Origin of the sequence: Rhizorhapis suberifaciens, from assembly GCF_014200045.1 — a bacterium.
GTDB lineage: Bacteria > Pseudomonadota > Alphaproteobacteria > Sphingomonadales > Sphingomonadaceae > Rhizorhapis > Rhizorhapis suberifaciens.
Window position 1 is genome coordinate 159,689 of sequence record NZ_JACHOV010000006.1, and the last position, 17,179, is coordinate 176,867.

Sequence of the window (17,179 nt, forward strand, 5' to 3'; positions counted from 1 at the left end):
TCGGAAAAATAGTCGAACGCGGCTTTGCCCGCCATCGCGCATGGCTCCGTCGGATCGTCCGACACGACCTTGATCATCGCGGCCGGCTCGCCCTGGAAGCGCCGCTCGCGTAGAAGGCGGCATATTGCATGATCGAGCCTTCCTTCACGCCCGACATGCCCGGCGCCATAACGATCGTCGGCAGTGGCCCAGACCGATCCGGGGCGAGCGCGACGCGCGGTGGGCGCACCACGACGCTGGGTGCCTTTTCGAGGCCGACCGCTTCAAACTCGTCGACATGCGACGGGAATTCGTGCGCCGACTTGTGCATTTAGGCCGTGTGCTGCCCGCGCCGCCTTGGGAAAGGCTCATTCCCTTGGCGCCGCAGCTACTTGAGGCGATCATCGCCATGCCATCGGCCGATACGAGCCCGTTCTGTTTTCTCATCACGAAGAAGGGCGGCCCGTTCACCAAAGAGAGCTTCGGCAATTGGTTCAAGAAGGCGTGTCGGGCAGCGGGTCTGCCGCACTGCACCGCACATGGCCTGCGCAAGGCGACTTTGCGCCGTATGGACGAACTCGAAATGGCCAACATGCCGATGAAGGCGCTATCCGGTCAGACCAACGACAAGACGCTCGCGACATACACCGCGGCGGCCAATCAGAAGAAGCTCGCAGACTATGCGATTACCGCTTTGGCGCGAGGTTGTCACCCATGTCTTAGGTACATTCTGTTACCTATGTGTCCGGGCTGGACACGGGCTGGACATGGAAATAGTGGCTCCCCGGGACGGATTCGAACCATCGACCAACCGGTTAACAGCCGGTTGCTCTACCGCTGAGCTACCGGGGAGCAGCTCGTCTTTCAACAAGCGAAGCGCGCCTATAGCAGCGGGATTTGGAAGATGGCAAGGGGTCAGGAGATAAATTGTTCCATCGCTATCCGGTCATCCAGCGCGTGCTCGGGGTCGAAAAGTAGAGTGAGAGGGGACGTGCGGTCTATTGCCACTTCCACGCGCGCTACATCGCGTACTTCGCGCTGGTCCGCGACGGCGCTTACTGGACGTTTGACCGGCTCTAAAACTTCGAACCGCACTACCATCTTTTCAGGCAATATGGCCCCGCGCCAACGGCGGGGACGGAAGGGGCTGATAGGGGTCAATGCGATCATCCCCGATCCCAACGGCAATATCGGTCCTTGGGCCGACAAATTGTAGGCCGTTGATCCCGCCGGCGTTGCCACAAGCACGCCATCGCATACCAGCTCGGTCAGCATGGTGCGTCCGTTGACTTGCACCGCCAGCTTTGCCGTCTGCCTGGTTTCGCGCAGCAGAGATACTTCGTTGATCGCGGGTATCGAGAACTGCTCGCCATCAACGGTATCCACCGTCATGCGCAGAGGGCTGACCTTGAAAGCTTTGGTCCGTGCAAGCCGCTCTTCCAGAGCGTCCCGGCGCCATTCGTTCATGAGGAAGCCGACGGTGCCCCGGTTCATTCCGAACACCGGCAAAGTGCGGTGCGCCTCCAGCATGTGATGTAGCGTCTGCAACATGAAGCCGTCGCCCCCGAGTGCGATGACCATATCGGCTTCTTCGAGGGGGACGAAATCATATTGCTGGCGTAACAATGCCTCGGCTTCACGCGCATTATCGGCTGGCGAGGCCAGCAACGCTCGGCGCTGTCCGTTGCTCATCCGCCCGTGACACTCATGTGACGAGACACTGCGGGCTTTTCACCGGCACCTATGGCGAATTCATGCGCGAGCGGTTTGAGGCGCAGCGCCTTGTCAAGCAGCGCGTCAATCGCGTCCACTCCGCCTTCGCGGAATGCTGCCTTTAGATCCACATGATCTTCATGACCCAGGCACATGTAAATTTTGCCCTCACATGTCAGCCGCATTCGGTTGCATCCGGCGCAAAAATTGTCACTCAGCGGCGTGATGAGGCCAAGGCGCGCGGTCATGCCTTCCACGGCGAAATAGCGGGAAGGTCCCCCGGTCCGATAGGGGATCGGCGTTACCGCGTGCCTGGCTTCGATCTGTTCAAGCGCCTTGGACAAAGGAAGATATCGGTCGGTGCGGTCCTCATCGATCATGCCCAGCGGCATGGTTTCTATCAACGTAAGGTCGTGCCTGCCTGCGTTGCACCAGTTCAGCATCGACAGGAATTCCTGATCGTTGAGACCCTTCAGCGCGACCATGTTGATCTTGACTTTGAGGCCCACTCTTGTCGCCGCTTCAATGCCTTCCAGCACTTTGCCGATGTCGCCGCGCCGGGTGATCCGTTTGAAAAGTTCAGGATCGAGTGTGTCGAGGCTGACATTGATCCGCTTCATGCCTGCTTCAACCAGCATTTCGGCATGTTCCGCCAACTGGGTTCCGTTGGTGGTGAGCGTCAATTCCTGCAGCGTGCCCGCCTTGACATGACGCCCGATCCGCTGAGCCAACTCTCCAAAATCGCGTCTCACCAGCGGTTCGCCACCGGAAAGACGGATTTTCTTCACCCCTCGCGCGATGAACCGATCGGCAATGATGGCAATTTCCTCCAGCGTCAAAATCTGATCGCGCGGTAGGAAAGTCATTTTTTCCGACATGCAGTAGCGGCAACGCAGGTCACAGCGATCCGTCACCGATATCCGCAAATATTCGATGCGGCGGCCGAAGCGATCCGCCATGGCAGGGGAGAAACTCATATCCGGGTTTGCCATATTATCTAGCTAAGCGATGGACAGGCTGAGCGCAACTGCCGACGCGGAATTTGATGGGTCGCCGGGATTTTGACGACGAGGGGCGGGGCCTTGCATCCTGAAATTCTTGTCATAGATGCATCACCATGAGTGATGAGGCACTTCCAGTGAGTAACCACATAGATGAAGCCGCGTTGGAAATGGTGGTTAACCATTTTTACCAGCGGATACGGGCGGACGCGGAACTCGGCCCCGTTTTCAACGCAGCCATAGATGATTGGCCGGAGCATCTGAAAAAGCTGACGGCATTCTGGTCATCGGTGATGCTTACCAGCGGTCGGTACAAGGGCAACCCTATGGCCGCCCATCTGAAGCATGGGGAACAGATTACCCCCGAACTTTTCGAACGCTGGTTGGGACTTTGGAATGAGACTACCGACGATTTACTGCCCGCTCAAGTTGCCTCCGCGCTTCAGGAAAAGGCCGCTCGCATCGCGGAAAGCCTGAAACTCGGCCTCTTCTTTCGCTTATAGCCAATCCTGCCGAGCGACCTGTCAATTCAATCGGCGATAGCGGAAATGATCACGGATGCAGCGGTTGAAATATCCGCCTTTCGAGCGCGCGGTTCGCATTCCCTCCGCCACCCTCGCCGGTACATCGGCATAGCGATAGAGCCGCCCGGTCACGAACTCTATGTCGAGACTGTGTTCGGCGGGGTGGTATACCATGGATCTTATCGCCGTTGATGGCATTTCCAGCAGTCCAGAGATCATTGGGCTTGGAGGTTTTGCGTGCCCTTCCGGCGGACCGGCGATTTCCTCATCCGCCTGCCGCAGCCAACCGCTTTGCCGTCGTGAGATGCTTCTCAATCATGGTCGTGGCGGTTTGGGCGTTCGTCTTCAGTGTAGGCTTGTCGCCGTTCCTTGCAAAGGTCTGATGCAGAGCCAAGGCTTTTTCATGCGCTCGAACCTGTTGCGCTAGGTACAGATCGTCGAAAGCCTGTGCCGATGCGTGGGTCAAGGCCTGTATCTGGGTCTTTTTTCCGGCGTCGAGTTGAGGGACCGGAACCGCAACTTTTGCTTTTTCGGCGGCCGTCTTCAGTGCCTGCGACGCCTTGTTGTGATCGTCGATTAACATCTGAGCGAATTGGCGGACTTCTGCACTTCGCGCCTTCTTAAGTGCAAGCTGCGACGATTGAATCTCGAACAAATCCCCGGCCGCCGCGAGCTTTACATAAGCGGCAGCGGTCGTTGGCAATTTGGCCGCGCTGTCAGCCGCCCTGGTTCCGCTAGCCAGCGCAGGCGGGGCGAACATGGGGCAGGCCATTACTATGGCGCCCGCGAGTAGAATGGATCGTTTCACATTTCCTCTCCTGCTTGAATGTCCCGGGAACCTTGAGGCCATCGATGCGGTTCCGACGGAGAATTAGAAACGCCGCCTTTCCCAACCTAAGTTAACAGGCGTCCTGCGGATTTTCCGGAGCTCGCGAGTTGTTTCGACGAGGCGCGCATCAGCGCCGCGGCACCAGCGAATTTCATAAGGAGTGAGTGACGATGCAATCGACGGAAAAAATGCAGGAACATCTTATTGAGTGGCTAAGAGACGCCCATGCCGCCGAAAAGCAAGCCAAGACCATGTTGTCGGGCACCGCCGACCGGCTGGAACGTTATCCGCAGTTTAGTGCCGGTCTTCGCCAGCATGCGGAACAAAGCGGCAGGCAAGCGGATCAACTGGAGCAGTGCCTGTCCGGCATGGGCGAAAATACTTCCTTGATCAAGCAGGTGACGGGAAAAGTTACCGCCATAGGACAAACACTAAGCGGTCTGGTCGTTGGCGACGAAGTGATCAAGGCCGCGCTGGCGATCTCAACCTATGCCGAGATGGAAATATCATCCTATCGAATACTTATTGCGGCGGCGGAGGCGTGCGGAGCGAACCAAGTGGCCACAGTCTGTGAAAGGCTGCTGAACGAGAAATTGGAGTTCCATCGCTGGATCGAACAACAGCTTCCTACCCTGACGGAAGAATATCTGCGCCGCGAAGAAAGGGCGTCGAGTTCGGCAGCGCCCTGAAGTCAAGTCAATCTGAGCTTGCCCCCGGTTTCTGGTCGACAGGGACCGTGGCAAGCTCAGCGGATATGCTACCGTCCGGCAAAGCGCCGCATCTGTTCAGCATCACGGCCATAAGCATCTGGCAAAAAGGCAATGCCGTCATCTGTAGGTGTGGCCGTCAGATAAGTAAGATATACCGGCACGGCTTCGGGAAGCGGCACATGCTGTTCCGGTTCATCGGATGCGGCCTGTATCGGTTTTCCGAAAAGCCATTTTCCTAGCCTGGGTGCATCCTCCAACCTGACACAGCCGGAACTGAACCAGCGTTGCTTTTCCTTGAATAACGCCTTGTCGGGTGTGTCATGCAGATAGATCCCCAGATCGTTGGGAAACATGAATTTGACGCGTCCCATTGCATTGGTCTTGCCCGGAAGCTGACGCACGCGAAGATTTTGTCGGCCTTGGGCCACCGCAGTCCAGTCGATGGAAGAGGCATTAAGAATTTGCGGATTGCTGCTCCAGTCGGCCAAAGCCTGATATTTCATCTTGCTGAATGACGCTCCGCCGAGCACCTTTGGCGCGATTTTGTGCTGGACCAGGTCGGAGGGCACATTCCAATAGGGATTGAGCGTTGCGTAGCGCATCATTCCCGCCAGCATGGGGGTCTGCTCAGCCGGCTTGCCGACAATCACGCGCATACTGTCCTGCTGCTTTCCTTTTTCATAGGTCCATAGCTGGGCCGCGGCGGCATTGACCACGATATGGCGAGTATAGGGGCTGGGCAAAAGTTTTGCTCGTTCCAGATTAAGGCGCAGCAGCCCGATATAATATGCTGGACCCTTGTTGAGGGCCGCAATCGTCCCGTCTCCTGCTATTCCATCGGCCTGAAGCCCATGATCACTTTGAAAGTCGCGCACCTTCGTGGCGACGACCTTGTCGAACTTTGTACCATCGGGCAGGCCCAGCCTACGACGCAACAGCCGTACACGAGTGTCCTTGCTTCCCGTCAGCAATTTTGAACCGACCGGAATCATGACTTGCGGGAGCCTTCCCCACTGATTTGGGTAATTGGCGAGAGCATCTCTCAAGCGCACATATATCGGGCTCATCCATGCCGCTTCCTCGACATAATCGTGAAAGGACGGCGCGAGCGCGGCGGCCCGCAGCACGTCCGCCTGAGTGGGGCGCACAGGCACAAGTTCCTGATCCAGATAAGCGATTTTTACCGTGGAGGGCCCCCGCATGTCGCGCACATAGTCGCCCAGCGTTTGAGAAAGCTCCATTTCCGCCTTCGCCAGCAGAACGGGCGTGCCGCTTTGCGCGGCGTCGATGGCTTTACGAAGGTCCTTCAGCTCATAATGGCCAGGATCAAGACCATCCAGCTTCGCGGTCGATATCAGCTCTATGAGACGATCGGCTTCGGGGCCGACCTTGCCATCTCTGATCCAAAGCGGCCAGTAGCCGCGTGTTCTGTAGAAAGCCCGAAGTTTGCCGTCTGCCGATGCTTTGATTTGAGCAGCCACCGCATCCGCAGACGCCTGAGCCAGGGCGGCCGATGGTGTGAGAAGAAAAGCTGTGGCAAAGGCCAAAAGCCAGGCGAAAACTCCTCGAGGAAAGGACTGACGGAAACGGGCGCGGCTATCAGGCCGCGCCTGTCCGATCATCCTCGTCAGCCTCGTTCGCCAGACGGGCTCGGGGGCGGAGGCGGAGGCGGTGGGCATGGGGGAGCCTGGAAGGCATGGTACATGCCGTCCGTAGAATAGTAACCGTCGGCGATTCCGTCGCCATCCCGATCGGCAGCTACCGACCCTGCGATGGCGCCCGGTCCTACCGGCGGGGAGGGAACAACTTCTTCTTCCTGGTTGGTTGCACAGGCGCCCAAGCTGAGCGTGCCTGCCATCAAGATCGCCAGATACCTGTATTTCATATCCCTCTCCTGGAGATTGCGGCTGGGCTCCGGCAGCCCATGCTTCGCAAATGACCGAACGAAGTACCCTCAAAATCGTTCCACTGTTGAAACAGCATTTGAAAAACGAGGATCGGTCGAAATTGGGGAGGCGATTCGAGAAGGCTGAAAGAACGATCGGCATCATGTTTTTTAACGCTTTTTTTTTCCGGATAAGGCGAAAAGCCGTCCGGCTTGTCCCAACCTGGGGTGAGCGCAGGTCGTCCTATCGTGTCAATTTGGGACGCCGGCTTCTACGATGAAGCCCCGCGGAATTGCGATGGCTGCACCCTAGTACATATTGGTGTTACCAGCTGCCAAATCCAGGGGCTTGCCCATCGCGGCCGGGGATAAGACGCCGTGGCCGCTTCCACCCGACATTAGGCCTTTTGCGGAGGCGGAGGGTAGGCCATTGGCCATTGTCGATCCTGTCGGCCAGGCGCAGCCCCTGCTGTCGATAGGCGGATAGGACCCGGTCAGCTTGTGACTGAAGCAAACCTGAAAGGACCAGCGTGCCCCCTTCGACAAGAATGGCCGCGAGGGCAGGGGCGAGTTCTATCAGCGGGCCGGCCAGTATATTGGCGATGATCAAATCATAGGGCGCCCGGCGTTCAATGGTTGAGTGATCGGTCCCGGCGGCTGCCACCAGGATCAACTTGCCGGGCCCCATACCCAGGGTTATGGCATTCGCAGCGGCATTCTCCGCAGTCACCGCTACAGCAACCGGATCTATATCGGAGGCAGTCGCGTAAGTGCGGGGCCACAGGTGAAGCGCGGCAAAGGCGAGTATGCCTGTGCCCGTGCCGATATCGCAGATATTGTCGTGGCGCTCGCCCAGCTGTTTTAACCGATCCAGCATCAATAAGCAGCCCTCGGTCGTTTCATGCTGTCCGGTGCCAAAGGCCTGGCCCGCGCCGATCCAAAAAGCCCTCTTGCCGGCGGGAACCTGATCGTCCGGCATATTGTGTACGAAGAAGCGGCCTGCAGTTACGGGTTCCAGCCCTTGCTGGCTGAGCGTTACCCAATCATCGTCGGGCAGCTTTTCGAGTTTCGGCTTGATAGCCGCAGAACTCGGAACCAGCGCACGTACCTGTTTGACTGCGTGCGTTGCCGGTCGACCTTCAAAATATGCTTCCAACAGCCACTGATCGGGATAATTTTCGTCAGGCTCACTCGTCATCAGCACTGGCGTTGGATCGAGTTCCGCCAGCGGATCCATGGCCAGCGTCAGCGCTTCGGCCTCTGCCCTGGTGCAGGGCAGGCTGAGTTTCCAGCTTTCGGGACGTCGGGGTGTCTGAGCAGCGTTGATCATGCCGCTCGATTAACCCAGTGGCCGCCTGAGTCAAATTTGATCAGGCCACGCGCCTGCTGAACTCGGCAGAGGCCTCGCGCAGAGTAGAAAGCTTGCCCTCGACACTGCTGAACCCGCGTTCCAGTTCATCGATCTCCGAAGCGACCACGTCGGTGTCCTGTCGGATAGCCGCAACTGTCGCCGACATCGAGTCGGCTGCGAGGGCCGTCTCATCGACGGCCGCGGTGATCATCGTGACCGTTTGAGCCTGAGCATCCATGGCCTGCCTGATGCGATTGGCCGACGCTTGAACCTCATCAACGGTTTCACGGATACGCTCATTAGTATCGACGGATTGCGCGGTCGCGAACTGGATGGTGCTGATCTTGGACGCAATATCGTCCGTCGCGCGCGCAGTTTGGTTGGCGAGACTTTTTACTTCTTGAGCGACGACGGCGAAGCCACGCCCGGCATCGCCCGCCCGCGCAGCTTCAATTGTGGCATTGAGGGCGAGCAGGTTCGTCTGGCCGGCTATATCCCTGATGAGACCAAGGATCGATTCAATCGATTGCGCATGTTCCGAAAGCGTAGCGGACATTTCAACAGCTTCGCTTGCCTGATTGGAGGCCCGTGCCGCGACTTCGGCAGCGCTCTCCACCTCGGTTCGGGTGTCTTCGATGGCGCGGATCAGGCCTGCCGACGTTTGAGCCGCCTCCCGCATGGCGAGCGCCGATTGTTCCGCGGCGGCGGCAACCTCGGAAGCCTTGCCCAGCATGCCCCTGGTTGCGGCCGAGGCGTCTTTCGCCTGTTCCCGCAGTCCTTCCCCAAGACTGGAAGCGCCGTCGATCTCACCCATGATCTTCTGTTGGAAAAGCGCGCTATTGTGCTTGCGCTCATGCAATTCCTGTTCCGCCCGGTCGTCGGCAAGGGCTGAACACATGATTTCGGCTTCAATCACGGCGATACGCATCAAGGCGGCAATCAATCGACTTCTAAGGGCTGGGTCGTCGTGAACGCGCTCGCATATCTGCTGCAACGTGGTCTCATGTGCAACCGAAAGGCAAGCCAATACCGTCCGCAGGGAAACGTTGAGTTTCTGTGATGTGCGGGCATAGTTCCGGGCCATTTCAGCCCATTCCTCACTGCCGAATTCGGTGTATTTCTTCCGTACATAGTCGCCGCCGCCTTTTATGGCTGCTTCCAATTCTTGTGGCGGAACAGTGTATTTCAGCCCGGACTGTTCGAGAAACTGCTGCCAGAAGCAATCATTAGAGAGAAGCGTGCCGTTCTGCTCAAGCAGATTGAATATCTCCCGAGCCTGTTCACGCAGGTTACCGTTAGGATCGAAGTCCTTCATCCGTTCCCGCATCGAAACGTCGGATTTCAACCGGTTAGTCATGGTCTGGCTGCCTTCTGAAATTTGGCCTGCTGTCCGTCGCGCGTGGACATCTCCCTTTGCTATACGCGCGGATGGTTAACCAACCCTTTCCCAGGGGCGAGCATTTCAAGTCGATCTTTAACCGATAGAGGATCAGTCGATGACTGATGGCGTCGAGGATCATTTTCCGGGACCATTTGCATGTAGCGGAGTTTGCGCTAAACGGGCGCGGAATCGAGACAGGACAAGGGGTAACATGATGGCGCGACCGCACAGCCGCCCGCTTTCGCCGCATTTAAGCATCTGGAAATGGGGCCCGCACATGCTGGTTTCAATTCTCCACCGTATGACGGGCGACGGAATGGCCATTGTCGGCGCAATGGGGTTGGTTTGGTGGCTGTTCGCTGCAGCTTCGGGCAAAGAGGCTTATGCGCAGTTTGTCTCCTGCGCGACCTCTATTCCCGGCTATATCGTGATGGTCGGCCTTACCTGGGCCTTTTTCCAGCATCTCATGTCCGGCCTTCGCCATTTCGTTCTCGACACGGGCGCGGGCTACGAACTTAAAACCAACAAGAGCTGGGCTCTTGCGATTCCGTTTGCGGCGGTCATCGTCACCGCGCTGATCTGGCTATATATTCTTTCGGGGAGCATTTGATGGGCACTGGCACCAGGCTGGGCCGCGTTCGCGGTCTGGGTTCCGCGCGGGCGGGATCGCATCACTGGATTAACCAGCGGGTTACTGCTGTCGGCAATCTCGTCCTTATTACTTGGCTAATCGTGAGTGCGGTGCGCCTTCCCGGACTGGATTATGAAACAGTCGCCGGCTGGCTTGGACAACCGCTTGTCGCGGTGCCGATGATATTGATGCTGATCAGCATTTTCTATCATTTGCGCTTGGGGCTGCAGGTTCTGATCGAGGATTATGTTCATGATGATGGGCTGAAGTTCGGCGCTATCCTTCTCCTCAATTTTTACGCTGTCGGAGGTGCCGCGCTCGGCATCTTTGCTGTAGCCAAAATCGCGTTTTCCGGGGGCGTCGCCTGATGTTCGAAGCATACAAGATCATCGATCACACCTATGATGCGGTTGTTGTAGGCGCAGGCGGTTCCGGGCTGCGGGCGACCATGGGCATTGCTGAAAGCGGCCTTAAGACCGCTTGTATTACAAAGGTATTCCCGACCCGCAGCCACACGGTCGCTGCACAGGGCGGTATCGCGGCCTCGCTGGGGAACATGGGACCCGATCATTGGACCTGGCACATGTATGACACCGTGAAGGGGTCCGACTGGCTGGGCGATCAGGACGCCATCGAATATCTCTGCCGGGAAGCGCCCGCCGCCGTTTACGAACTGGAACATGCAGGCGTTCCCTTCAGCCGCACTGAAGAGGGCAAAATTTACCAGCGGCCTTTTGGCGGCATGATGCAAAATATGGGCGCGGGCCCAGCAGCGCAGCGCACCTGCGCCGCTGCAGACCGCACCGGGCATGCCATGTTGCACGCCCTTTATCAGCAGTCGCTGAAATATGACGCCGACTTCTTCATTGAGTATTTCGCCCTCGACCTGATCATGGAAAATGGCGAGTGCCGGGGCGTCATCGCTTTGTGCATGGAAGACGGCTCCATTCACCGTTTCCGGGCGCATAATGTTGTGCTGGCAACCGGTGGGTATGGCCGTTGCTATTTTTCTGCGACCAGCGCCCATACTTGCACCGGCGACGGCGGCGGCATGGTGTTGCGCGCTGGTTTGCCGTTGCAGGACATGGAATTCGTGCAGTTCCACCCGACCGGCATTTACGGCGCGGGCGTGCTCATCACTGAAGGTGCGCGCGGTGAAGGCGGCTATCTCACCAACTCTGAAGGTGAGCGTTTCATGGAACGCTATGCGCCGTCGGCTAAGGATCTAGCTTCGCGAGACGTTGTGTCGCGCTCGATGGCGATGGAAATCCGTCAGGGTCGAGGCGTGGGCAAGGAGAAGGACCATATCTATCTTCACCTTGACCATATCGACCCGAATATCCTGGCCGAACGCCTGCCGGGCATTACCGAAACCGGCAAGATTTTCGCCGGCGTCGACTTGACGCGGCAGCCGCTGCCAGTGGTTCCGACGGTGCATTATAATATGGGTGGCATCCCCACCAACTATCATGGTGAGGTCGTCACGCTGAAGGACGGGAACCCGGACAGCGTTGTTCCCGGCCTTTTCGCGGTCGGCGAAGCGGCCTGCGTTTCGGTCCACGGCGCAAACCGCCTTGGCTCCAACTCGCTTATTGACCTTGTTGTCTTTGGCCGCGCGACAGGACACCGAATCGCGGAAATCACGAAGCCCGGTTCGGCGCACAAGCCGCTCCCCCAGGATGCGGCCGATCTGGCGCTTACCCGTCTTGATCATTTCCGCAATGCCAAGGGCGGTTCGCCTACAGCGCAGATCCGCTTGGAAATGCAGAAGACGATGCAGGCCCATTGCGCCGTTTTCCGCACCGAAGAGTTGATGGCCGAGGGCATTGAGAAAATGGACAAGGTCTACGCGCGGATGCAGGACGTGGACGTGACCGACAAGTCGCTGATCTGGAATACTGACCTGGTTGAGACATTGGAACTCGACAATCTGGTGAGCCAGGCACATTGCACGATCAAGGGCGCCATCAACCGGAAGGAAAGCCGTGGCGCACATATGCATGAGGATTATCCTGATCGCGATGATCCAAATTGGATGAAGCACACGATTTCGTGGTTTGAAGGCTGGGGTGGCAAGGGTGGCAAGGTTACGCTCGATGCACGCCCGGTCCATGAATATACGCTGACAGACGAAGTCGAATATATCCAGCCGAAGAAGCGGGTATATTAATCGGTCGAGCCGCACATTGGGCGGTCTGGCCTTACCTTTAACGAACCCTGGCCTTGGCTTTGGCGAACAACGTGGGGTGACGCATTATGCGCACCCCATTTTGTATCTTCCCCACATGCGGGGAGTCGGACATGATCGGCAACATTGTGTGGAGACCTGCGTTCGCCACCAATCCACTTTAATGATTGGAGCCCGGCTATGATCACGGACCTTCGGCTGTCACTTCTGATCGCGCCAATTTTTCTGAGCGCCTGCGCTGCTGCAACGAATGAAACGGAATCGACCAGCGGAACGGCCGTTCAAACCGCAATCGCATCACTGCGGGCCCCGGATGGATCGGCTCGCGGCGAGGTTCGTGCGGTGGCTGAGACCGATGGCATCAGGTTGACCATCAATGGTGTGAACTTGCCTGCCGGATCGCATGGAGCCCATATCCACATGACGGGAGCTTGCACGCCGCCGGATTTTGCGAGCGCAGGCGGCCATTGGAACCCGACCGGGCATCAACACGGCAAGAACAATCCGCAGGGTATGCACATGGGTGACTTGCCGAATTTGCTGATCGGCACGGATGGCCGGGGAACGCTGGAAATCACGATCCCTGGCGCAAGGCTGTCGGAGGGTAGCAATGCGCTATTGGACGCCGATGGGTCCGCCTTTGTTGTTCATGGAGGGCCAGATGACATGATGACCGACCCATCCGGCAATAGCGGCGGGCGTATTGCCTGCGGGGTATTCGCGGCGGGGTAATCGCATGGACGCCAATATTCTTTTCGTCTGCCTGGGCAACATCTGCCGTTCACCGCTTGCGGAGGCCGCCCTGCGGCAGGCGGCCGAGGCGCATGGCCTGGACATTGGGGTGGACTCGGCCGGGACCGGGGACTGGCATGTGGGACAACCGCCTGACCACCGGGCTCAGGCCGTGGCTCGCCAGAATGGAGCGGATATTGCCGGATATCGAGGCCGTCAGGTAAAACTAAGCGATTTCTTGGAGTTCACGCACATTGTCGCGATGGATTCAGAAAATATGGCGAACTTGCAATCTATAAAACCGTCCGACGCGACGGCGCGGCTGTCGCTGCTGTTGGATCATGTCATTGGCCGGGAGGGGGACAGCGTCGCCGATCCCTATTTTGGCGGCGAAGAGGGCTTCAGAGCCACTTGGGCCGATGTGACTGCCGGCGTCGAGGCGCTGTTGAAGACCATCGAGGATGAGCGCCGTCGCTAGCCTGCTAGAATCATGTCCTAAGCCAGGCTATAACGCTCCACCAGATGATAGACGGCTCCCTGGCGGCCGAGCTCGCTTTCGAAAAGGCTGAACTGCTCCACGGCGAAGGGCGCGCTGGAAAGTCCGGCGTGCAGGGACAGAAAGTCGTTGGGGGGCCCTGAGCGGTGGTTCATTCGGGCCAAAGTGATGTGGGGAAGATAAGCGCGCTGGTCGGGCGCAATCCCTACAGCCTGGCAAGTGCGATCCACCTTATTGTGCAGGGCTCGCAAATCATCATGCGGAGTGACGCCCGCCCATAATGCGTCGACCTTGCCCCGGCGGTCGAAGACCCCGACCGAGTTCAGGGATATGGAAAAGCGAGCCCCTCCAACCCCGCCAAGCGCGGCGGCAACATCCTGCCCGCGATGTCGATCAACCTCCCCGATGAAACGCAATGTCAGGTGCAGCTGGGCGTCATTCTGCCATCTCACTCCTTCGATGCCACCCATAATGGAAAGCAGCTTTTCCCTGATAGGGGCGGGGGGACGAATGGCGACGAATAGGCGATGCATAAGGAAAGTTAACTCAATTTGTCCCATAAATCGACGAACAACATTCCGGTTTTCCTTGAAACCAACCCTTAATCCAACGATATTAGCGACAAGCCGGCGATAGGGCCGGACGTTAAATGGAGATGAGTTACGATGGCTAATTGGTCTGACCCCCGGACGACAGCCACGGGTTTCGGCGCAACTGCCGCAACACGTGCGGCCGAATTCGATGCCGGGCTGCGGTCCTACATGCTTTCGGTATATAATTACATGGCGAGCGGCGTCATGCTCACCGGCATTGTGGCCCTGCTGTTTTCCAGCGGCGGCATCAATTCGCCGGCAGCGCAGGTGTTCATGCAGCCCGGCATTTTGAAATATGCCATCATGTTTGCCCCCTTGGCCTTTGTGATGGTATTGAGCTTTGGCATCAACCGCCTTTCGACCGGCGCGGCGCAGGCGCTGTTCTGGGCGTTCGCGGTGGTGATGGGACTTAGCCTTTCGACGATCTTCTTGGTTTATACTGGAACGTCGATTGCGCAAACCTTCTTCGCGACGGCGGCGGCTTTCGCTGGCCTTAGCCTCTTTGGATACACGACCAAGAAGGACCTGTCGGGTCTCGGCACGTTCCTGATCATGGGCGTGGTTGGCCTGCTGGTGGCGATGGTCATCAACATCTTCCTACAGTCCACGGCGCTGCAATTGGCGATCAGCGCGATTGGCGTGCTGCTCTTCGCTGGGCTGACCGCCTATGACACACAGAAGATCAAGAGCATGTATGCCTATGTCGCAGGCACGGACATGATGGGGAAGACGGTGATCATGGGGGCGCTGAACCTCTACCTCGACTTCATCAACATGTTCACCTTCCTGCTGCAGTTCATGGGCAACCGCGACTAAGCTGAAGCTGTTCGAGGGAACATGAAGGCTCGGCGCCGGAAGGTGCCGGGCCTTTTATATGTGCAAGAGTGGTTCCACTGTAGATGCGGGGTGGCATCAACCCTCTGAGCCGATCTTCCCGTCCGGACTGGCGGATACTTGGTTATTGAGGCGGAAAGTGTCGTGGAAAATAAAATTTTCCACGACATGTCGGGCAACTAAAAATTGATCGTGGCACCGATCCTTAGCGTTCTTGGCTCCACGACGCGGCTGACCCGCCCTTCCACCGGCCCGGCGGCATCGAAAGCCGGAATGTAGGATTCGTAATAATAGGCGATATCCTTGTCGCCGCTGTCGAGGACATTCAGCACTTCGCCATATAGTTCGATCCGCTTGCCCTTCCATGCGGCGCGCATGTTAAGGACGGTGCTGCCCTTGTCGCGGATACCATTGTCCTCAATTAACGGATAGGGGCCCAAGTGACGGACGCGGACGCTCGCCTCCCACGGAGCCAGCACGATTGCCGCGCCGGCCGATGCCGCATTCTCAAACGCGTTCGGAATATGATCGCCATTGTCGTAGCGCGCATGGCTCGCTGTATAATTGCCGTCGAGCGCCAACCAGGATAACGGGTGCCAGAAGGCCACGAATTCATAGCCATGCCGCTTGCTGGCGCCCGAGGGCTCCACAGCGTTGGAGTCTCCCACGAAGCGCAGTTCGCTGCCGACGTTCAACCACCAGTATGTCGCGGTCAGCGTCAGGCCGGAAAATTGCACCCGGCCGCCCAGTTCCTTGCCGGTGCCCCGCACGAGGACCGGGACCGGCGTATCGACATTCACTGCCCCCCGAACGTCGTTGGAGTGAAAACCGCGCCCCCAATTGGCATAAAGCTCAAGATGCGGCGTTACCTGATAGGCAACAGACGCCTTGGGCGAGAGAATGCCATCCTTGCCGGCTCCTTCACCTAAGGATGTGGCCACCGCATCCTTCGCCCTGACCTCGTAATGATAATAGTCGCCGCGCAGGCCGCTGATGAGGCGCAGGCCCGGGACTGGCTTCCAACTGACTTCGCCATAGAGCGCGGCGGAAAGCTCCTCCACATGATAGCGGCCGAGGGAAGCGAGGAACGCGCTGTCTGCGGTTCGGTTTACGCCGACATTGCCGAGATGGTCATACCTGTTTTCCGTGCCCACTGTCAGGCGAAGTAACGGCGCAAGCTCCCAACGCTTTTCGGCGGCAAGGCCCGCTATCCAACGCCGGTCGAACTGCTGGATCTGTGCGCTGGTGCCATCGGTTTCCGCATAGGTCGGGTTGGAATACATCGTCCAGTCATAGAACTGAGCGTAGGCGTTCGCGCGCCAGCCTGACTGATCGATGGCGATGTTTCCGATGATCCGTGTCGTCTCTCCGCGCGCAGACGGATCGGGTGAGCAGAACTGATCGGCACATAAAGATGATCCGATGATCCGCTCGGGTATCTGCTCAGTCGGTTGCCATGTTGCGCGATATCCGTGGATCGTCGCTTCCATATCGCCGGATCCGACGGGCATGCGATATTTGACGAAACCGGTATAGTGCCGCAGATGCTCTGGTTCCTCCCATGGTCCATTATAGGCCTTGGCTTGCGCCACCAGGGTCAGGTCGCCAACACCGAGGTCGTGGATCGTGCCGCCCGCCGCGATACGGCGCGAACCAAAAGAACCGCCTTCCATGGCTGCCCAAGGGCGGTCGAAGTCGTCGATCGACGTCATATAGGCGGCGCCGGCAAGGGCGAAGTCGCCGCCATCGGCGCGATAGGGACCTTTGCGAAAATCCTCGCGCGCGATGATTTCAGGGATGAGGCCATTTAGGTCGAGATAGCCCTGACCATGGCCGTGGGTACGCAGGTTCATTTGCACGCCGTCGATAAAGGTGCTGAAATCCGATCCATGATCGAGATTGAAGCCGCGAAGGAAATATTGGTTCGCCTTGCCGCTGCCCGAATGTTGGGCCGCGATCATGCCCGGAACGGCTTCCAGCAGTTCGGCGACGCGTAAGAGGGGGCGGACGAGCAGATCAGCGCCGCCGATGCTGCCTTCGCTTGCTGCCTGCACCACCCCCAGCTTTGCCTCTCCGCGGCCAAAGACGACGATGGCGTTGGATGCCAAGTCGGACTCTGCCGCAACGGACAGGCCGGCCTCCTCCGCCATCGCCGGTGTTGCCCAGGCAATGGCTATCAGGCCCTGCGCAAGCAAGATCCAATTTCTTTTCAATATCACTCAATTTCTCCCGGCGTCGCGCGACTACCGATGGAGACTTGCCGTCGATGACGGTCGGCGCGGCGACAGCCGGACGCCCAGTGCGACCGTCGCGCGAACCGATGCGGCCTCCA

The 17,179-nt window shown here is 58.3% G+C and carries 19 protein-coding genes, 1 tRNA gene and 1 pseudogene; 9 read left to right on the plus strand and 12 right to left on the minus strand.

What is annotated here, in order from left to right; all coding sequences use genetic code 11:
- Nucleotides 1-73 precede the first annotated feature (73 nt).
- Nucleotides 74-310, minus strand: coding sequence for a hypothetical protein (locus HNQ99_RS16455; RefSeq protein ID WP_221232641.1), 237 nt, complete (start codon nucleotides 308-310; stop codon nucleotides 74-76).
- Between HNQ99_RS16455 and HNQ99_RS16965 the strand changes: the two are divergent.
- Nucleotides 278-631, plus strand: a pseudogene (locus HNQ99_RS16965) (tyrosine-type recombinase/integrase); the annotation flags it as partial. The gene HNQ99_RS16455 and the pseudogene HNQ99_RS16965 sit on opposite strands and share 33 nt — an antisense overlap.
- A 125-nt stretch (nucleotides 632-756) precedes the next feature.
- Here HNQ99_RS16965 and HNQ99_RS09300 read toward each other — a convergent pair.
- The 3 genes from HNQ99_RS09300 to moaA form a co-directional block, all read right to left on the minus strand.
- Nucleotides 757-831 (minus strand) — tRNA-Asn (locus HNQ99_RS09300).
- 63 nt (nucleotides 832-894) lie between these two features.
- Complete coding sequence (locus tag HNQ99_RS09305; RefSeq protein ID WP_184475375.1) at nucleotides 895-1,671, minus strand: NAD kinase; 777 nt, start codon at nucleotides 1,669-1,671, stop codon at nucleotides 895-897.
- Nucleotides 1,668-2,669 (minus strand): GTP 3',8-cyclase MoaA, encoded by a 1,002-nt coding sequence (gene moaA, locus HNQ99_RS09310; RefSeq protein ID WP_246414833.1) that lies wholly within the window; start codon nucleotides 2,667-2,669, stop codon nucleotides 1,668-1,670. The genes HNQ99_RS09305 and moaA overlap by 4 nt, the downstream gene beginning before the upstream one ends.
- A 140-nt stretch (nucleotides 2,670-2,809) precedes the next feature.
- Between moaA and HNQ99_RS09315 the strand changes: the two genes are divergently transcribed.
- Entirely contained in the window at nucleotides 2,810-3,196 is a 387-nt protein-coding gene (locus HNQ99_RS09315; RefSeq protein ID WP_184475377.1) for a group III truncated hemoglobin, read from the plus strand.
- 21 nt (nucleotides 3,197-3,217) lie between these two features.
- On the opposite strand, the gene HNQ99_RS09320 is transcribed toward HNQ99_RS09315, so the two are convergent.
- Both HNQ99_RS09320 and HNQ99_RS09325 read right to left on the minus strand, forming a co-directional pair.
- A complete protein-coding gene (locus tag HNQ99_RS09320) occupies nucleotides 3,218-3,436 on the minus strand; it encodes a KTSC domain-containing protein (protein ID WP_322790350.1) in 219 nt (72 codons plus the stop codon).
- Nucleotides 3,437-3,482: 46 nt separating this feature from the next.
- Nucleotides 3,483-4,025, minus strand: a complete 543-nt coding sequence (locus HNQ99_RS09325; RefSeq protein ID WP_184475379.1) for a DUF4142 domain-containing protein — start codon at nucleotides 4,023-4,025, stop codon at nucleotides 3,483-3,485.
- A gap of 191 nt (nucleotides 4,026-4,216) precedes the next feature.
- Here HNQ99_RS09325 and HNQ99_RS09330 point away from each other — a divergent pair, with 191 nt between their 5' ends.
- Nucleotides 4,217-4,735, plus strand: a complete 519-nt coding sequence (locus HNQ99_RS09330) for a DUF892 family protein (RefSeq protein WP_184475380.1) — start codon at nucleotides 4,217-4,219, stop codon at nucleotides 4,733-4,735.
- A 68-nt stretch (nucleotides 4,736-4,803) separates the two neighbouring features.
- On the opposite strand, the gene HNQ99_RS09335 is transcribed toward HNQ99_RS09330, so the two are convergent.
- From HNQ99_RS09335 to HNQ99_RS09350, 4 genes are all read right to left on the minus strand, one after another.
- The gene (locus HNQ99_RS09335; protein WP_246414836.1) at nucleotides 4,804-6,378 is read right to left on the minus strand and encodes a L,D-transpeptidase family protein; all 1,575 of its coding nucleotides are present in this window, start codon (nucleotides 6,376-6,378) and stop codon (nucleotides 4,804-4,806) included.
- 5 nt (nucleotides 6,379-6,383) lie between these two features.
- Nucleotides 6,384-6,641: a hypothetical protein gene (locus tag HNQ99_RS09340; RefSeq protein WP_184475382.1), complete on the minus strand. Its 258-nt coding sequence runs from the start codon at nucleotides 6,639-6,641 to the stop codon at nucleotides 6,384-6,386.
- Between the two features lie 325 nt (nucleotides 6,642-6,966).
- Nucleotides 6,967-7,971, minus strand: coding sequence for a 50S ribosomal protein L11 methyltransferase (locus tag HNQ99_RS09345; protein WP_184475383.1), 1,005 nt, complete (start codon nucleotides 7,969-7,971; stop codon nucleotides 6,967-6,969).
- A 40-nt stretch (nucleotides 7,972-8,011) separates the two neighbouring features.
- Nucleotides 8,012-9,349, minus strand: coding sequence for a methyl-accepting chemotaxis protein (locus HNQ99_RS09350; RefSeq protein ID WP_246414838.1), 1,338 nt, complete (start codon nucleotides 9,347-9,349; stop codon nucleotides 8,012-8,014).
- Nucleotides 9,350-9,587: 238 nt separating this feature from the next.
- On the opposite strand from HNQ99_RS09350, the gene sdhC reads away from it, so the two are divergent.
- From sdhC to HNQ99_RS09375, 5 genes are all read left to right on the plus strand, one after another.
- Nucleotides 9,588-9,983: a succinate dehydrogenase, cytochrome b556 subunit gene (sdhC, locus tag HNQ99_RS09355; protein ID WP_184475384.1), complete on the plus strand. Its 396-nt coding sequence runs from the start codon at nucleotides 9,588-9,590 to the stop codon at nucleotides 9,981-9,983.
- Nucleotides 9,983-10,372, plus strand: a complete 390-nt coding sequence (gene sdhD / locus HNQ99_RS09360) for a succinate dehydrogenase, hydrophobic membrane anchor protein (RefSeq protein WP_184475385.1) — start codon at nucleotides 9,983-9,985, stop codon at nucleotides 10,370-10,372. Before sdhC ends, sdhD begins: the two co-directional genes overlap by 1 nt.
- The gene (sdhA, locus tag HNQ99_RS09365) at nucleotides 10,372-12,174 is read left to right on the plus strand and encodes a succinate dehydrogenase flavoprotein subunit (protein ID WP_184475386.1); all 1,803 of its coding nucleotides are present in this window, start codon (nucleotides 10,372-10,374) and stop codon (nucleotides 12,172-12,174) included. The genes sdhD and sdhA overlap by 1 nt, the downstream gene beginning before the upstream one ends.
- A gap of 198 nt (nucleotides 12,175-12,372) precedes the next feature.
- Entirely contained in the window at nucleotides 12,373-12,924 is a 552-nt protein-coding gene (locus HNQ99_RS09370) for a superoxide dismutase family protein (RefSeq protein ID WP_184475387.1), read from the plus strand.
- A 4-nt stretch (nucleotides 12,925-12,928) separates the two neighbouring features.
- Nucleotides 12,929-13,402, plus strand: a complete 474-nt coding sequence (locus HNQ99_RS09375) for a low molecular weight protein-tyrosine-phosphatase (protein ID WP_184475388.1) — start codon at nucleotides 12,929-12,931, stop codon at nucleotides 13,400-13,402.
- Nucleotides 13,403-13,419: 17 nt separating this feature from the next.
- Here HNQ99_RS09375 and thpR read toward each other — a convergent pair whose 3' ends face one another.
- Nucleotides 13,420-13,953: an RNA 2',3'-cyclic phosphodiesterase gene (gene thpR / locus HNQ99_RS09380; RefSeq protein WP_184475389.1), complete on the minus strand. Its 534-nt coding sequence runs from the start codon at nucleotides 13,951-13,953 to the stop codon at nucleotides 13,420-13,422.
- Between the two features lie 132 nt (nucleotides 13,954-14,085).
- Here thpR and HNQ99_RS09385 point away from each other — a divergent pair, with 132 nt between their 5' ends.
- Nucleotides 14,086-14,829 carry a Bax inhibitor-1/YccA family protein gene (locus HNQ99_RS09385; protein WP_184475390.1) on the plus strand — a complete coding sequence of 248 codons (744 nt, stop codon included), beginning with the start codon at nucleotides 14,086-14,088 and terminating at the stop codon, nucleotides 14,827-14,829.
- A gap of 197 nt (nucleotides 14,830-15,026) precedes the next feature.
- Here the strand turns inward: HNQ99_RS09385 and HNQ99_RS09390 are convergent, their stop codons facing one another.
- Nucleotides 15,027-16,997, minus strand: a complete 1,971-nt coding sequence (locus HNQ99_RS09390) for a TonB-dependent receptor (protein ID WP_184475449.1) — start codon at nucleotides 16,995-16,997, stop codon at nucleotides 15,027-15,029.
- Nucleotides 16,998-17,179 lie beyond the last annotated feature (182 nt).

Coding starts and splice junctions, on each gene's coding strand:
- HNQ99_RS09385 (WP_184475390.1), top strand. CDS start 14,086: ATGGCTAATTGGTCTGACCCCCGGACGACAGCCACGGGTTTCGGCGCA.
- HNQ99_RS16455 (WP_221232641.1), bottom strand. CDS start 310: ATGCACAAGTCGGCGCACGAATTCCCGTCGCATGTCGACGAGTTTGAA.
- HNQ99_RS09340 (WP_184475382.1), bottom strand. CDS start 6,641: ATGAAATACAGGTATCTGGCGATCTTGATGGCAGGCACGCTCAGCTTG.
- sdhC (WP_184475384.1), top strand. CDS start 9,588: ATGGCGCGACCGCACAGCCGCCCGCTTTCGCCGCATTTAAGCATCTGG.
- HNQ99_RS09350 (WP_246414838.1), bottom strand. CDS start 9,349: ATGACTAACCGGTTGAAATCCGACGTTTCGATGCGGGAACGGATGAAG.
- HNQ99_RS09375 (WP_184475388.1), top strand. CDS start 12,929: ATGGACGCCAATATTCTTTTCGTCTGCCTGGGCAACATCTGCCGTTCA.
- HNQ99_RS09315 (WP_184475377.1), top strand. CDS start 2,810: ATGAGTGATGAGGCACTTCCAGTGAGTAACCACATAGATGAAGCCGCG.
- moaA (WP_246414833.1), bottom strand. CDS start 2,669: ATGAGTTTCTCCCCTGCCATGGCGGATCGCTTCGGCCGCCGCATCGAA.
- HNQ99_RS09370 (WP_184475387.1), top strand. CDS start 12,373: ATGATCACGGACCTTCGGCTGTCACTTCTGATCGCGCCAATTTTTCTG.
- sdhA (WP_184475386.1), top strand. CDS start 10,372: ATGTTCGAAGCATACAAGATCATCGATCACACCTATGATGCGGTTGTT.
- HNQ99_RS09390 (WP_184475449.1), bottom strand. CDS start 16,997: ATGGCGGAGGAGGCCGGCCTGTCCGTTGCGGCAGAGTCCGACTTGGCA.
- HNQ99_RS09345 (WP_184475383.1), bottom strand. CDS start 7,971: ATGATCAACGCTGCTCAGACACCCCGACGTCCCGAAAGCTGGAAACTC.
- HNQ99_RS09305 (WP_184475375.1), bottom strand. CDS start 1,671: ATGAGCAACGGACAGCGCCGAGCGTTGCTGGCCTCGCCAGCCGATAAT.
- sdhD (WP_184475385.1), top strand. CDS start 9,983: ATGGGCACTGGCACCAGGCTGGGCCGCGTTCGCGGTCTGGGTTCCGCG.
- thpR (WP_184475389.1), bottom strand. CDS start 13,953: ATGCATCGCCTATTCGTCGCCATTCGTCCCCCCGCCCCTATCAGGGAA.
- HNQ99_RS09330 (WP_184475380.1), top strand. CDS start 4,217: ATGCAATCGACGGAAAAAATGCAGGAACATCTTATTGAGTGGCTAAGA.
- HNQ99_RS09320 (WP_322790350.1), bottom strand. CDS start 3,436: ATGATCTCTGGACTGCTGGAAATGCCATCAACGGCGATAAGATCCATG.
- HNQ99_RS09335 (WP_246414836.1), bottom strand. CDS start 6,378: ATGATCGGACAGGCGCGGCCTGATAGCCGCGCCCGTTTCCGTCAGTCC.